Raw genomic sequence first — 15398 nt, 5'->3', positions numbered from 1 at the left:
ACCATATAATATGCTATATCTTTACTATTGTGTGTTTCATGATGATTCAATGATAGTATTTCTGTATCAATAGTAAATCTGGTTCTGAAGCAAAGAGTGCACCCATTTGAAAGAGGTATATAGACTTTTAATAAAGCTTGTTCTTGTGAGCATTTCACAACATGCCTATCAAATAAAGCGATTTTATATCCATGAGTTGATGGGCAATGGATTACCTTGTCAAATAAAGCAAATTGTTCGTTTAAGCACAATTTGTCAACGAACTAACTGTTTTCTTGTACTTAAATAAGAACTACTGTAAGAGTTGTAGTTTATATGTTTACATTTTCCTTTTTGCATTCATCTATTAATTAGATGAATGCTTTTTTTAGTACAAATTAAAAAAATAAGAAAAACTTAAGAATCCTCCTCGATATTTGTTAAGAATTAAAATTTATACTGAAATCTACTTCACACCAAATCAAATGAACGAGGAGATAGAGATGCAATTTATTACATTTTTAAGTGAATTTATAAAACATCCGAAAAACACAGGGGCAATTGCACCAAGCTCTAATATATTAGCAAAAGCAATGGTAGATGCAATCGATTTTGACGTGGCAAAATGTATTGTAGAATTAGGGCCAGGAACAGGATCTTTTACGAAAGAGATTATGAAGAGGAAAAAGAAAAGAACAACATTTATTCTAATTGAAATTAATGAAGTTTTTTTCAAAAAGTTACAGAAGCAATATGAGGATGATGCAAGTATCGTAGTCATACATGGATCAGCTGAAAATATTCAAAAGTATGTGGAAGAGTTACAAATAAACGGTGTGGATTATGTATTATCAGGATTACCTTTCACTTCCTTGCCAAAAGAAGAATCATCACGTATTTTAAATAACGTGATGGAGTCGTTACGTGAGAATGGAAAGTTTATTACCTTTCAATATTCACTGGTCAAAAAAGGATTTATTGAAGCCTTTTTTCCAGATATCCAATTAAAAAAAGTTTGGTTTAACTTCCCACCAGCCTATGTCTTTAGTTGTAAAAAATCGGTGAGGGGAGCATATGCATAATGGAATTACATGAATTATTGTCTTATATTGAGCAGTATGGTTACACCGCTTTATTCTTCTGTTTATGGCTCGGTATTGTCGGTATGCCAATTCCAGATGAAATGATTGTTATGAGCGGTGGTTTTGTATCATCAGTGGGTATATTAAGTGTAATTCCAGCCTTTTTGTTAACTTATTTAGGAGTTGTCTCTGGACTTTCTTTAGGTTATCTATTGGGCAAAGTATTTGGTACCAAGGTACTTGATAAATTAATGAAAAAGAAAAAGGCAAAGTATTTGCTACAATCACAAAAAATGATTGATAAATACGGACATTATGCATTAGTAACCAGCTACTTTATACCTGTCGTTAGACACATTATCCCTTACTTAGTAGGCATGAACAACATGTCCTATAGAAAATATGCTCTATATTCATATACAACGGGTTTTGTGTGGACACTTGTTTATTTTTTACTTGGTTCCTTATTTGGAAATCATATAGAAACAATTGTAGAAATTACGACAGAATATGGTATTTATTTTGGGGGTATTGTCCTTATCGTTGCTTGTATTTGGTATGTATATATACAAAAACGAAGTACTACGGTAAGTAAATAGAGAAAAGCATAAGTTTTGGAATTTACATCGGAGGAGATTTTATGAGTAAAGAAACAATAATGGTAGTGGATGATGAGAAGGAGATTCGAGAACTCATCGCCATCTATTTAAAAAATGAGGGATATAGGGTCTTGCAAGCTGAAGATGGAGAAGAAGGGTTAGAACTACTAAAGAAAAACGAGGTGCACTTAATTGTCCTTGATATTATGATGCCCAAAATTGATGGCATCCACATGTGTATGAAGGTGAGAGAAATAGCAGAAATGCCTATTATTATGTTATCTGCAAAAACGCAAGATATGGATAAAATTTTAGGACTAACAACAGGTGCAGATGACTATGTTACAAAGCCTTTTAATCCATTAGAACTCATTGCTCGAATTAAGTCACAGCTTAGAAGATACATGAAAATGAATGGTGGAATAAGCGTACAAAATGAAAACGAAGTTGAAATTGGAGATATGAAAATCAATGTAACGACACATAAAGTAACTATCGCTGATCAAGTAGTAAAATTAACGCCGAGGGAGTTTGCTATTTTAGAATTACTTGCTCGCAATCAAGGAATGGTAATGAGTGCAGAACAAATTTATGAAAGAGTGTGGAAAGAGGAAGCTTTTCAATCTGATAATACCGTGATGGTACATATTCGGAAAATACGTGAAAAAATTGAAGAAAACCCGAGAAAACCTCGGTACGTTAAAACTGTTTGGGGAGTAGGATATAAAATTGAAAAAGATATTTAAATTATTTCATCCTTTGAATAATAAAATTAAAAGGATGTTTAAAAAATTGCAATGTTATATTTTAAAAAGTATTAGAATACAGCTCATTACAACCTTTTTTCTCTGTGCATTACTAGGGTTTGTTGTATCAAGGGCCGCAGCTCCACTTGCTGAAGGAGTAAATTCAACAGCTTATGTTGACTACAGTACTGGTATGAAGATTATTAACTTTCAAGCAAAGCAAATTGCAGAAAAAGCAATAAGCGAGAATAAAATAAATAGCCTACAAGAAATAATTAATAGTAAGGCTGAAGAGGATACAACTGCTTTAAAAGTATTGATTACAGATGAAACTGGAAAGGTTTTATATAAAACGAAGCAAGCACAAGAAGTAGAAATTAATTTGCATAATACAATTAGCAATGTAATGAATTTTGCAGTAAATCAAGTTAGATTTAATAAAGATGCTTCAAATAAAGAGGAAATGCGTAAAGAGTTCCTCACCTTTTATCCAATAACGGTTGAAGGTAAAAATTTATATATGTTTGTAAGCGGAATCCCAGAAGGATCTATTACTTATGATATAAAAGAGGGAGTTTTCCCAACACTTTTAGGAGTTATTGTATTTATTTTTTCTTTCTTTTATATGACTAAGAAAAAAATGAAAGAGATTGAAGTAATGGTACAAGGCGTAAATGAAATTGCAAAAGGAAACTTAGCATATCGAATTGAAGAGAAGGGACAAGACGAAATGGCTTTGTTAACAAAAAATATTAATCAAATGGCCAAAGGACTTATGGTGAATATAGAAAAAGAGAGAGAAATTGAACGACAAAAAAATGAATTGATTACAAATGTCTCGCATGATTTACGCACACCGCTTACTTCTATCATGGGATATTTACGTTTATTACAAGATGCAAAGTATGAAAACAGGGAACAATATGACGAGTATATAAAAATTGCTTTTTCAAAATCTGAACAACTCAAAAATTTAATAGAAGATTTATTTGAGTATACAAAATTAACGAATGAGAATATTGTGCTAGAAAAACAAGAGATATGTATCAATGAAATGTTAGATCAATTAATTGAAGAGTTGGTTCCCCAAGCTGAAGAACATGGTCTTTCAATTACGAAAGAGTTTCCAGAAGAACGAATACATGCTGTAGTTGATCCGGAGAAAATTGTTCGTGTATTTGATAATTTATTAATGAATGCAATTAAATACAGTAAGGATGAAGGAGAAATTAAAGTTTCTCTACAACGACAAAAAGAAACCATTCAAATTTCTGTGAAAAATCCAAGTGAAGAATTTACAAAAAAAGAGCTGGAACATTTATTTGAACGCTTTTATAAAAAGGATCAGTCAAGAAGTAGAGTCGCGGAGGGGTCTGGCCTGGGACTAGCGATTGCTAAAAGCATAGTTGATATGCAAGGTGGAGATATTCGAGCAAAATATGAAGATGGACTGGTACAATTTATTATTTCGCTACCTATTGCTGCAGATTAACAGCGTATTTCTATTATTATTCAAGATAGCCGAAACAAATTAAATATGTACTTGTATTGCAAAAAAAGAACTCTTATAAAAAGAGTTCTTTTTTTTAATGTGAAATTTTTTGTTAAGAAAAACTTAAGAAACTATCTCACTTTTTGTTAAGAAACACTCTTTATACTAAAAAATGTGTTAGAGAGTATATTCATTCTAAAAGAATAGATGATAACAAAATAAATCAAATAAGAAAAAAGGTGGAAAAGAAAATGAAAAAAGCATTGATTGCAGTTTCAGGATTAATTGTTGTAGGAGGTGGATTATTAACTTATGTAGGTGGAGAGACAATAGATAGATTTAATCCACTGGTAAAAGAAAAAGATGTATACGTTCATACAGAAGGTAAAGCGAAACCTGATCCTGAACACGAGGGTAGAAGATTCTATTATGTGTTAAACGGGGTTGATGAATCAGGTAATGAGAACACAATTAAAGTGGGTGTTAATGGAAAAGATGAGTTTCCAGATAACTATTTAAAAGTTCATGTAAAAGGAAAGTATGTTTATAAATACGAAGAAGTACAAGAAGAAAAAGTTCCTGAAAAAGCAAAGGAAAAACTAAAACAATAAATAATGGATATTTCAAGTAAAAAGAAAAGGTAGGAGAATATAATGAGCAAATCAGTTGTAAACGTAAAAAATGTTCAAAAAGTGTACGGTAAAAAAGGCGAGAATCAGTCGCATGCTTTACGAGATGTATCGTTCTCGATTCAAGAAGGTGAATTTGTTGGAATCATGGGACCATCCGGATCAGGAAAAACAACATTATTAAATGTAATTTCAACGTTAGATGCAGCAACTGGAGGTATTATTGAGATTGCTGGTATCGATATCACAAAAATGAAACAAGGAGAACTTTCAGATTTCCGTTCTCAAAAATTAGGTTTTATTTTTCAAGATTTTAACTTGCTCGAAAATCTATCAATTTATGAAAATATTGCATTGCCACTTTCATTACAAGGTATTGCTTCTAAAAAGATTGGACCAAAAGTAGAAAAAGTAGCGGGAATGTTAGGGATTACAGAAATTCTTCGAAAGTATCCATCTGAAGTATCTGGTGGACAAAAGCAACGTTCGGCAGCAGCACGTGCACTTGTGCATGAACCAGCAATTATATTAGGGGACGAGCCGACAGGAGCGCTTGATTCAAAAAATGCAACAAGTCTTTTAGAAGCAATGAAAAATTTAAACGAAAAACAAGATGTTTCCATTATGATGGTTACTCATGATGCATATAGTGCGAGTTATTGCCAGCGTATATTATTTATTCAAGACGGTAAGTTGTACAAAGAGATTCATCGTAATAGTACACGAGAATCATTTTATAAAGAAATTTTAGATGTACTGGCGGATTTTGGTACATCTAAAGAATAAGAAAGGAACTACATTATGATATTTAAACTTTCTATGTCAGGATTAAAAAGTAAACTAAAAGATTATATTGTCTTATTAGTTGGTCTTGTTATGTCAATTTCAATTTTTTACATGTTTCAAACGTTAGCTTTAAATAAGGCATTTGTTAAAGCAAGTACTTCTTTTCGGTCAATTGAGCCTGTTTTCCAAACTGGCACAGTCCTATTAGCAATCATTACATTCTTTTATGTTCTATATGCAAATTCTTTTTTAATGTCTCTTCGCCAAAAAGAATTTGGGATGTATATGATGTTAGGGGCAAAAAAGCATAAGGTTACAACGCTTATGTTTCTGGAAACAATTGTAATCGGCGCAGTATCCTTAGTAATTGGACTAACAGTAGGAATAGGGTTTTCGCAAGGGGTAGGTAAGCTCCTTATGAAGCAATTAGATTTCACTATAGATGGTTATCAAGCGTTTTACCTACCATCGATGTTAGTTACCTTTATGTTTTTCTTGGTGATATTCGTACTATCTGCCATTATGAATAGTGTGAAATTATCAAGAACTTCTGTTCTGCAACTTGTACATGCAGACGCTTCAGCAGAACGTACAATAAGCAATGGAAAGTGGACTTGGGTAATTTCATTTTTTGCTGTTCTTTTATTAGGAGCGGGCTATGCTTCCATGATTTATATAAATAAACTTGAAGAGCAAGGCTTTATGATTGCAATGTTAACAACTACCGCAGGAACGTATATGTTATTTGCTTCTGTTCTTCCGCTTATTATTAAGAAGTTGAAAAGCAATAAAAATTATAGTGAAAAAGGCCTTAATGCTTTTACATTTGCTCAATTAAACTTCCGTATTAACAGTTTAACGAAGGTACTTGCGACAGTAGCAATGTTAGTAGCACTTGGTGCCGGAGCAATTTCAGGTGGAATGGCGTTCAAAAATAATATAATGAAATCAACTGATGATATTGTGATATACGATGTAGTCATTCATAATCCAACAACAGAAGAAAAGAAAATTGTAGATGGTATTACATTTAATGAAAAGAATGAATATCGTTATAAAGTGGATGAGAAATATATATATAGTTTAAAAGAAGATCTAGAGAAAAAAAGTCCACTTGTGAATCTTGGAAATAAAAAAGAAGATAGAGGGAAAGTAAAACGAGTTTCTCAAAATCTTCCCGTAGGAGCAATTCCCAAATACGCTGTAGAAAATAAAGAGAATATAAGTATCATTCCAGATGAGTGGAATCAAGCCTTATATAGCATTTATCCAAGTTATTTAGGTTATAATGACAAAATACAAAAAATAGTAGATAAAAAAATGTACGATAAAATACAAGAAAAAGAAAACATAGTGTTAATTGGAAAGACGGATGATTTTGAATCATATTTAGACAAATGGAAAAAAATTGACGAGTTGCAGCTAGTTAAATATAAAAACGTCAAACTTGAGGATATATTTAGTAAATATCAAATGTATAATATAGTAAATGCTAGTGCTAGCGGAACGATATTTATGGGCTTCTTCTTAGGTATTGCTTTCCTTGCGATGATGGCAAGTTGTTTAATGTTTAAGATACTTTCCGGTGCTTCAAAAGACATTGTGCGCTATGAAATGCTACGTAAAATTGGTGTTCGCCATGAATTATTAACAAAGTCTATCTATAAAGAGTTATTCTTTGTATTCTTGTTCCCAGCTATAGTAGGAATTGTACATGTTCTACTAGGTATGAAAATTTTAGGATTTATATTAATCGATCCATATTTCCGTATTTGGTTACCAATTCTGATTTTTGTAGTTATTTATTCCATTTACTATTTTGTAACAGTTCAATTATATAAAGGAATTGTTCTTCCGAAAGAACGATAGTAAAAAATACCGAGTATATCCTACTCGGTATTTTTATGGTTGGAGGTGACAGAATAACAGTATTGTTTTATTGTACTTGTGGTAACTTTTGGGTAGAGTTACATTTTGTATGATATGAACTATAACTTTGCCAGGTTGGTGAGGTTATAGTTCTTTTTGTTTTTAGAAGTAGAAAAACGTGTATCTCACTACGCAACAGATATATTTTTATATTCTTTCCCAATTAGTTTAGAGAAAATTACGGTTGATTTTTCTTTTGCACCACCCAGTCAAATGTTTGTTTTTTAGTTTTCTGCAATGGGGCTGGTTTCTTGAAATAGAAAATGAAGAAATGGTTATGGATGATAAGCAGGTAGATACTATAGCTGATCGTAAACGCCCGATTGGTGAGTTTTTATCAATAAAATCAATTTATTCAAATCTTAATATGTTTTGTGTTTCTATCTATACCTATTGTAAGATTATATAGAGTTCTCCTAATAAGCTGTTTTAATGGATTTTTTAGGGGTTTAATATTTATAAATCTTAAATAATTTTTTATGTAACTAAGTTATATTGAAGTAGAGGTGAACCATCGGTGAGGCAGGTGTTAGTAATTAAAAATGAACGGTCTTTAGCAAAGAAAATCGTAAGCGGTTTAAAGGAAGAAGGCCATTTCATTTTAAAACTTCACAATGAAAACGAAGGTTTAAATATAGCATATGAACAAGATTGGGATATTATTATATTAGATTGGGATTCATTAAGCATATCTGGACCGGAAATTTGCAGGAAAATACGACTTGTTAAAATGACACCCATCATTATTGTGACCGACAATATTTCTAGCAAGGATTGCGTAGCAGGGTTACAAGCTGGAGCTGATGATTATATAAGAAAACCATTTGCGAAAGAAGAATTAGTAGCAAGGGTGCAAGCTATTTTAAGGAGAAGTAACTGTAACCAGCAAAATGAGATAACCTTTTATCAGTTTAAAGATCTCTTTGTTGATGCATCTAGCAATATTGTGAAAAAAGGTGGTAAAAATCTCTCGCTTACGAAGCGTGAGTACGATTTACTTGTATTTTTAATCAAGAATAAAAATACAATATTGAGCCGTGAAATGCTTTTGAACCAAGTTTGGGGACATAACGTAGTCGTAAATCCAAATGTAGTAGACTTATATATTGGGTATGTAAGAAAAAAGTTAAAGTGTGAGAAGAAAAATAGATATATTCAAACAATACATGGCAGAGGCTATTCAATGGTTGAATGATAAAAATAAGATCATAAAGTAGTTTCTGTGAAATATGAAAAGACAGAAACTATAAAAAGAAGATTGCTATCAGGAAATAGTCATTTTTTTGCAGTAGAAACCATGTTTTATAAGGTGTGGGGGATGGATCTGCTGCGCATTAGTTGAGACTGTATCAAATTTATTTTTAATTTTATTAACTCACACCATTCACAAGATTTTCACATAATTAATGACTATACTTATTTACAGGATATTCAAATGAAAATGATTATCAATATTGATTTAGGTGAATAGCAGTTATTATCTAATTCAATCTTTGGAAGTCATCATTTTCGAAATAAATTACATAATAAGGAGTATACGTATGAAAAAAACTATGCTTTTAAAATTAGTAAGTATTCTAGCAATTTTCACTTTAATGTTAGTAGCTTGCTCAGATTCAGGTAAAGAAACTTCGAAGGCTACTAAAGATAATGGTAGTGATAAGCCAAAAACGGTTGAAATCACTGATGCGCATGGAAAAGTTACTGTTCCTGTAAATCCAAAGAATGTAGTTGCTTTAGATAATAGAACGTTTGAAACTTTAGCTGATTGGGGAATTAAATTAGCGGCTGCTCCAAAGGATATCATGCCTGCTGATTCAGCATATAAAAAGGATGAAAAAGTTCAAAATATTGGGAATCACCGTGAGCCAAATCTTGAAATTATTGCCGCTGCAAACCCTGACCTTGTAATTGTTGGTCAAAGATTTGCTAGCCATTACGAAGAAATCAAAAAATTAGTACCAAATGCAGCAGTTATTGATCTTAATGTTGATGTTTCTGAGAAGGCTACTAAGCCTGGAGAAAACTTAGTAAAAGGACTTAAGGATTCTACTGTTACTTTAGGAAAAATCTTTGATAAAGAGAAAGAAGCTAAAAAATTAGTAGCTGATTTTGATAAATCTATTGAAAATGCAAAATCTGCTTATAATGGAAAAGATAAAGTTATGAGTGTTATCGTTACTGGTGGTAATATCGGTTTTGCTGCGCCGCACTCTGGCCGTGTTTGGGGACCAATGTATGAAATTTTCGGTTGGACTCCAGCATTAGAAGTTTCTAATTCTACTGCAGGTCATAAAGGTGACGACGTTTCTGTTGAAGCTATTGCACAAACAAATCCTGATTGGCTGTTCGTATTAGATCGTGATGCTGCAACATCTGATGCAGCTAAGTCAGCTCCTGCTCAGGATGTTATTTCTAAATCACCAGCTCTTCAAAACACAACTGCTGTTTCTAAAAAACAAGTTATTTATGCACCAGCAGATACTTACACAAATGAATCAATTCAAACTTATATAGAGTTATTTGGAAATCTTGCAAAAACTTTAGCTAAGTAGTGTAAAGGAGTACGAAGCAGTGTCAAAAAATATAATTTCTAGGGTTGAGAATATTTCTCAACCCCAGTTTTATAATCACAATAAATTATGGACAAAATCTTTTATAATAGCGATTATAGTTGTTATAATTTTAGGGATTATATCACTGTTTACTGGCGTTTATGATATACGTGGACAAGAGGACGGAATGGAGATGTTTTTCATCACTCGTGTTCCGAGAACAGTTGCATTAATGCTTACTGGAGCTGCAATGGCGATGGCAGGGCTCGTCATGCAACTTATTACACAAAATCGATTTGTTGAACCTACTACAACGGGGACTATTGAATGGTCAGGCTTAGGCCTGCTTTTTGTGTATTTACTATTTCCTGCCCCAACTTTAGTTCAAAGAATGACTGGTGCAATCATTTTTTCTTTTATAGGAACTATGATTTTCTTTCTATTTTTAAGAAGAGTTAAGCTCCGTTCGTCTTTAATTGTCCCGATTATTGGATTGATGCTTGGAGCAGTTATTTCTGCAGTGTCTACTTTTTTGGGACTCCTTTTTCAAATGACGCAAAGTATTGAAACTTGGTTTGTAGGTTCATTTGCTAACATTCAGGTGGGAAGATACGAATATTTATGGCTGATTGTTATCGTTACTTTGCTTATTTTTATGTATGCGAATAGATTGACTTTAGCTGGACTAGGAGAAGATGTTGCAACAAGCCTTGGAGTTAATTACAACCGAATTGTTCTTTTTGGAACGGCCCTTATTTCTTTTGCCGTTGGAATTGTTGCAGCTGTTATTGGAAATTTACCTTTCTTAGGGTTAATTGTTCCAAATATTGTTTCCATGTTTAGAGGTGATGATCTTAGAAGTAATTTACCTTGGGTGTGTCTGATCGGAATGGGGACAATAACTGCCTGTGATATCATTTCTCGAACAATTATAAAGCCTTTTGAATTACCTGTTTCTTTAATACTTGCATCAGTAGGAGCAGTCGTGTTTATTACTATTTTATTGAGAAAAAGAAAACCAAGGAGGCTACGATGATCACATTAGATTATAGAAATAAAGAAAATGTCGAAGTCGATTCTAGCCTTCATAATGAAAGTAGATCAGCTAGCGCTTTTCGTTCTAAGAAGGAAGCAAGACGTTATTGGATTGTACTGATAACATTGATTGCTTTAGGCCTCCTTTCTTCATATGGACTTTTAGTGTATAACAATCCAGTTCCGATAGATTCACCTTCTTTTATCCCAGTTGTTAAGAGAAGGATTGTAGCTATTGTTGCAATGATTATTGCAGCTGTTTGCCATAGCTTGTCGACAGTTGCTTTCCAATCCATTACGAATAATAAGATTATTACTCCTTCGCTTTTAGGTTTCGAATCACTGTATTCAGCAATTCATACGAGCACAATATTTTTCTTTGGTGCTAGTGCATTGATCAATTTTAATGGAATTGGATCATTTTTATTTCAAGTCGTTGTTATGGTCCTCATGAGTTTGATACTTTATGGATGGCTACTTTCCGGTAAATACGGGAATTTACAACTTATGCTTTTAGTTGGGATTATCATTGGCACTGGACTAAATTCTATGTCAACTTTCATGAGAAAACTACTAGCGCCTTCAGAGTTTGATATTTTGCAAGCGAAATTATTTGGCTCTGTTAATCATGCAGATCCTGCCTATTTTCCTATTGTAATTCCGATGATCATAATTGTAGCAGTATTAATTTTTGCTCATTCTAAGAATTTGAATGTTTTGTCGCTAGGAAAGGATGTTGCTACTTCTTTTGGAGTTAAATATCAACCTAGTGTAATTTATACGCTTGTATTAGTAGCTATTTTAATGTCTATTTCAACAGCTCTAATTGGGCCACTTACTTTCTATGGATTTTTAGTAGCAACTTTGAGTTATCAGGCGGCATCGACGTATGATCACAGATATATTTTCCCAATGGCTTTTGCAATCGGATTTTTAATAATGACGAGCGCATACTTTTTAATGTATCATGTATTCCATGCTCAAGGTGTAGTTTCAGTTATTATTGAATTATTTGGTGGAATTATATTCTTAACTATAGTTTTAAGGAAGAGGGCTTTATGATAAAAATTGATAATGTTAAAAAGTTCTATACTGATAAGGTAAAAATAGGACCTTTGGATATTGAAATACCAAAAGCGGGCTTTACTTCTTTAATTGGACCAAATGGTGCTGGAAAGTCTACGACACTTTTGATGATAGGAAGACTTTTAGATATGGATGAAGGTCAAATCCAAGTAGCAAATATGGATGTTTCTGAATCCAAATCAAAAGACTTAGCAAAAGTTTTGACTATATTGCGACAAGAAAATCATTTTGTAACGAGGCTTACTGTTAGACAATTAGTTGGATTTGGGCGCTTTCCTTATTCAAAAGGAAGATTAACGAAAGAGGATGAAGTTATAATTTCTAAATATATCGACTTCCTAGATTTAACGAATTTAGAGAATAGATATTTAGATGAGCTTTCTGGTGGTCAAAGACAAAGGGCATATGTAGCGATGGTATTGTGCCAAGAGACTGAATATGTACTTTTGGATGAGCCGCTAAATAACCTTGATGTTGCTCGATCTGTTCAAATGATGGAGCATTTGAGACGTGCGGCTAATGAATTTGGAAGAACAATTTTGACTGTTATGCATGACATAAATTTTGCAGCTAAATACTCTGATAAAATTTGTGCGATGAAAGATGGACAAATTGCTGCTTTTGGAACAGTAGAAGAAGTTATGGACTCAACACTTTTGACAGATATTTTTGAAACAAAAATAGAGATTATTAAAGGTCCTTATGGGCCGATTGCTGTTTATTAGTTATAAAATGTATACTGTAGCTGCTGTCTATATTTTGTAGGCAGCAGTTTTTTTGCGATTGCATTTATAAAAAAGTTATTTTACATAAGGTGAATGTGATTCTCTCGTTTTTAAAATGTCGTAATCAAAAGAGAGGAGTAACATTATGCTTACAGTGCGATTTTAGATGTGGTGATATACTGTTTATGAGTACTTGTTGTGTCGTTTTTTGTCGGTAAGTCGATATTCTATGTCGAATCGTCGATATAATGAAAAAATCGTTGATATATTGTGAGTTATCGTCGATATATTTGAAAAATCGTCGATATATTTTGGGGAGGGCTAAAGATGATTGTGAAAGAACGGCAAATGCCGATTTATTTACGGCAATTAGAAGCGTTATTTAGGCGATTACCAGCTCATCATCCGAAACGAGATATGATTGTAGAAAGTTTGGCGAAGCATAAGGCTGGTTATAAAGGTGAACAAGCTATTAATTATCCGCTAAGTTTTCTCTCGGAGGAAAAATATCGTATTTTGCACGATATAAGGTTGTTTGATCAAAATTACCATTTTCAAATTGATACGATTATCATTTCAGCATATTTTCTTCTTTTCCTCGAAATAAAAAATATAGCAGGTACGTTACTATTTGATTCAAAGTTTAATCAACTTATTAGAATATCAGAGGGAAATTCAGAAGGCTTTCCAGATCCAATTCTACAAGTGAAAAGACAAGAGGAACAGCTTAGGAAATGGTTGAGTCTAAATGGATTTTCTCGTTTTCCAATTGAATCACTTGTTGTGATTAGTAACCCCCGAACTATTATTAAAGCTTCAGATGATAATCTCCTTAATATAATTATCCACAGTGCAAATTTACCTAATAAAATCAAATGGTTTGAGAGTAAATATAAGAAAAAAGCTATAAAAAATGTAGATATTCTTATTCGTCAAATAGTAGCCAACCATGCTCCATTACGGCAAAATATTCTTGAACAATTTAAAATTAAAAAAGAAGAGTTGTTACACGGTGTACAATGTGAGGTATGTTCTGTACTACCAATGTTTAAATTGAAAAAAGGCTGGTATTGTTCGAACTGTAAAGCTATCTCTAAAGTGGCGCATGAGTTTGCTTTAAAAGATTACGTACTTCTTATTGGTGACACTTGTACAAATATGCAGTTGAAGAAATTTCTTAACGTTCAATCGAGTGCGACTGTCAAAAGACTCCTCCAAACAATGAACATCCCACACACCGGCACCAACAAAGGACGAACCTATGATTTAACCCACCTCCAATTATAATTTTGCTATAATGAATAAGTACTTATACGAAGGGGAGTTTAATGAGAAAATGAAATCATTCAATATTGATCATTTTATCGCGAGTGTTTTACAGTGGATATTAAATATAGCGCTAATTATATTATCCATTGTCTTATCTATCTTTTTAATTAATGAGACGATTACTTTTATTCAATACATATTTTCAGCAAAGAAGTATACGTCATATAAATTAGTTGAAAGTATCATCGTCTATTTCTTATACTTCGAGTTCATAGCATTAATCATTAAGTATTTTAAATCGAACTATCATTTCCCGTTACGTTATTTTATTTATATCGGAATTACAGCCTTAATTCGATTGATTATTGTGTCTCATGAGGAACCGATGGAGACGTTATTATACGCAGGAGCAATTCTTGTTTTAGTTATTGCTTTATACATATCGAATATGAGAGATTTGAGAAAAGAGTAGTAGTGCAGACATAAGTTTGCACTACTTTTTTATACCTTGACCTTAAAGTTACTTGAAAGTTTACAATGAAATTAGGGCGTTTGAAATTGAAAAAAATTGAGAAATTAAATGAAGAGGTTTCTTTTACTTGGAGGTTATAGAAATGAGTCAGGAATTGAAATTGCGTCCATTAGAGCGAGAAGATTTAAAGTTTGTACACGAACTGAATAATAATGCACATATTATGTCGTATTGGTTTGAAGAGCCGTATGAGGCATTTGTGGAGCTGCAAGACTTATACGATAAACATATACACGATCAAAGTGAACGCCGATTTATCGTTGAAAAAGATAATGAAATGGTTGGGTTAGTTGAGTTAGTGGAAATCGATTATATTCACCGTAGAACAGAATTCCAAATCATTATTGACCCGAATTATCAAGGATACGGTTATGCAGCGGAAGCGACGCGGTTAGCGATGGATTACGCTTTTTCTGTATTAAATATGCATAAGATTTATTTAGTGGTGGATAAGGAAAATGAAAAAGCGGTACATGTTTATAAAAAGGTTGGATTTATGGTAGAAGGTGAACTGTTAGACGAGTTTTTCGTTGATGGTAACTATCATAATGCCATAAGAATGTGTATGTTTCAGAAGCAATATTTTGAAAATAAGTAGTTGAATGATTTTGAAGTAATGTTGACGCTTCATAAAACTGTATGCTAAAATCCCTTTTAAGTATTAAGGAAGGTGCAGAACATGCTTTATATAAAATTTGTAAAACTCATTAGAAAACTTTGCTCCGCACAAATGTATACGGTGAAGCGTTGTACGGAGCTTAATCAAGGGGGATAAAACCTCTATATTCATCGGCTGAATAATTTTTTGAAAAAAGTATAGTCTACCTATGCTTATTTCGTTATGGTTATTTAGCTGATGTATAAAATAGATTAAGGGGCCATAGACAATGCTTTGTCTATGGCCCTTTGTGTATATTATTCCAATGAGTTTTTACTGTAAATTGGAGTAGTATG

The 15398-nt window shown here is 32.6% G+C and carries 15 protein-coding genes; all 15 read left to right on the top strand.

Translation table 11 applies throughout. From position 1 onward, the window contains the following. Positions 1–482: 482 nt before the first annotated feature. Positions 483–1061 carry a class I SAM-dependent methyltransferase gene (locus EGX95_RS24320; RefSeq protein ID WP_001159674.1) on the top strand — a complete coding sequence of 193 codons (579 nt, stop codon included), beginning with the start codon at positions 483–485 and terminating at the stop codon, positions 1059–1061. Continuing rightward, complete coding sequence (locus tag EGX95_RS24315; protein ID WP_000418900.1) at positions 1061–1660, top strand: DedA family protein; 600 nt, start codon at positions 1061–1063, stop codon at positions 1658–1660. The genes EGX95_RS24320 and EGX95_RS24315 overlap by 1 nt, the downstream gene beginning before the upstream one ends. A gap of 41 nt (positions 1661–1701) precedes the next feature. After that, a complete protein-coding gene (locus tag EGX95_RS24310; protein ID WP_000032498.1) occupies positions 1702–2406 on the top strand; it encodes a response regulator transcription factor in 705 nt (234 codons plus the stop codon). Beyond that, positions 2390–3898 (top strand): sensor histidine kinase, encoded by a 1509-nt coding sequence (locus tag EGX95_RS24305; RefSeq protein WP_000718089.1) that lies wholly within the window; start codon positions 2390–2392, stop codon positions 3896–3898. The genes EGX95_RS24310 and EGX95_RS24305 overlap by 17 nt, the downstream gene beginning before the upstream one ends. 251 nt (positions 3899–4149) lie before the next feature. Further along, the gene (locus EGX95_RS24300) at positions 4150–4509 is read left to right on the top strand and encodes a YxeA family protein (RefSeq protein ID WP_000709439.1); all 360 of its coding nucleotides are present in this window, start codon (positions 4150–4152) and stop codon (positions 4507–4509) included. Positions 4510–4551: 42 nt separating this feature from the next. Beyond that, on the top strand, positions 4552–5313 hold the full coding sequence (locus EGX95_RS24295) for an ABC transporter ATP-binding protein (RefSeq protein ID WP_000047325.1): 762 nt from the start codon (positions 4552–4554) through the stop codon (positions 5311–5313). Positions 5314–5328: 15 nt separating this feature from the next. Continuing rightward, the gene (locus EGX95_RS24290; protein WP_000576402.1) at positions 5329–7182 is read left to right on the top strand and encodes an FtsX-like permease family protein; all 1854 of its coding nucleotides are present in this window, start codon (positions 5329–5331) and stop codon (positions 7180–7182) included. Positions 7183–7759: 577 nt separating this feature from the next. Then, entirely contained in the window at positions 7760–8437 is a 678-nt protein-coding gene (locus tag EGX95_RS24285) for a response regulator transcription factor (protein ID WP_001250236.1), read from the top strand. A 346-nt stretch (positions 8438–8783) separates the two neighbouring features. Beyond that, a complete protein-coding gene (locus EGX95_RS24280; protein ID WP_000753432.1) occupies positions 8784–9797 on the top strand; it encodes a siderophore ABC transporter substrate-binding protein in 1014 nt (337 codons plus the stop codon). Between the two features lie 19 nt (positions 9798–9816). Beyond that, positions 9817–10833, top strand: a complete 1017-nt coding sequence (locus EGX95_RS24275) for an ABC transporter permease (protein WP_000041830.1) — start codon at positions 9817–9819, stop codon at positions 10831–10833. Then, positions 10830–11894 carry an iron chelate uptake ABC transporter family permease subunit gene (locus tag EGX95_RS24270; protein WP_000631129.1) on the top strand — a complete coding sequence of 355 codons (1065 nt, stop codon included), beginning with the start codon at positions 10830–10832 and terminating at the stop codon, positions 11892–11894. Before EGX95_RS24275 ends, EGX95_RS24270 begins: the two co-directional genes overlap by 4 nt. Further along, complete coding sequence (locus EGX95_RS24265) at positions 11891–12643, top strand: iron ABC transporter ATP-binding protein (RefSeq protein ID WP_000590066.1); 753 nt, start codon at positions 11891–11893, stop codon at positions 12641–12643. The genes EGX95_RS24270 and EGX95_RS24265 overlap by 4 nt, the downstream gene beginning before the upstream one ends. A gap of 327 nt (positions 12644–12970) precedes the next feature. Next, the gene (locus tag EGX95_RS24260) at positions 12971–13930 is read left to right on the top strand and encodes a nuclease-related domain-containing protein (protein ID WP_000635752.1); all 960 of its coding nucleotides are present in this window, start codon (positions 12971–12973) and stop codon (positions 13928–13930) included. 49 nt (positions 13931–13979) lie between these two features. Beyond that, entirely contained in the window at positions 13980–14384 is a 405-nt protein-coding gene (gene psiE, locus EGX95_RS24255; RefSeq protein ID WP_000834704.1) for a phosphate-starvation-inducible protein PsiE, read from the top strand. A 142-nt stretch (positions 14385–14526) separates the two neighbouring features. Continuing rightward, the gene (gene speG, locus EGX95_RS24250; protein WP_000076825.1) at positions 14527–15042 is read left to right on the top strand and encodes a spermidine N1-acetyltransferase; all 516 of its coding nucleotides are present in this window, start codon (positions 14527–14529) and stop codon (positions 15040–15042) included. Positions 15043–15398 lie beyond the last annotated feature (356 nt).

Source organism: Bacillus sp. FDAARGOS_527, from assembly GCF_003812125.1.
GTDB classification, from domain to species: domain Bacteria; phylum Bacillota; class Bacilli; order Bacillales; family Bacillaceae_G; genus Bacillus_A; species Bacillus_A paranthracis.
Note: the sequence above shows the minus strand (reverse complement) of the source record. Positions and strands in the feature narration are given on the sequence as shown.

Bases quoted from the DNA above. Each gene is read 5' to 3' on its own strand.
- EGX95_RS24320 (WP_001159674.1), top strand. From the start codon at position 483: ATGCAATTTATTACATTTTTAAGTGAATTTATAAAACATCCGAAAAAC.
- EGX95_RS24315 (WP_000418900.1), top strand. From the start codon at position 1,061: ATGGAATTACATGAATTATTGTCTTATATTGAGCAGTATGGTTACACC.
- EGX95_RS24310 (WP_000032498.1), top strand. From the start codon at position 1,702: ATGAGTAAAGAAACAATAATGGTAGTGGATGATGAGAAGGAGATTCGA.
- EGX95_RS24300 (WP_000709439.1), top strand. From the start codon at position 4,150: ATGAAAAAAGCATTGATTGCAGTTTCAGGATTAATTGTTGTAGGAGGT.
- EGX95_RS24295 (WP_000047325.1), top strand. From the start codon at position 4,552: ATGAGCAAATCAGTTGTAAACGTAAAAAATGTTCAAAAAGTGTACGGT.
- EGX95_RS24290 (WP_000576402.1), top strand. From the start codon at position 5,329: ATGATATTTAAACTTTCTATGTCAGGATTAAAAAGTAAACTAAAAGAT.
- EGX95_RS24280 (WP_000753432.1), top strand. From the start codon at position 8,784: ATGAAAAAAACTATGCTTTTAAAATTAGTAAGTATTCTAGCAATTTTC.
- EGX95_RS24270 (WP_000631129.1), top strand. From the start codon at position 10,830: ATGATCACATTAGATTATAGAAATAAAGAAAATGTCGAAGTCGATTCT.
- EGX95_RS24265 (WP_000590066.1), top strand. From the start codon at position 11,891: ATGATAAAAATTGATAATGTTAAAAAGTTCTATACTGATAAGGTAAAA.
- EGX95_RS24260 (WP_000635752.1), top strand. From the start codon at position 12,971: ATGATTGTGAAAGAACGGCAAATGCCGATTTATTTACGGCAATTAGAA.
- psiE (WP_000834704.1), top strand. From the start codon at position 13,980: ATGAAATCATTCAATATTGATCATTTTATCGCGAGTGTTTTACAGTGG.
- speG (WP_000076825.1), top strand. From the start codon at position 14,527: ATGAGTCAGGAATTGAAATTGCGTCCATTAGAGCGAGAAGATTTAAAG.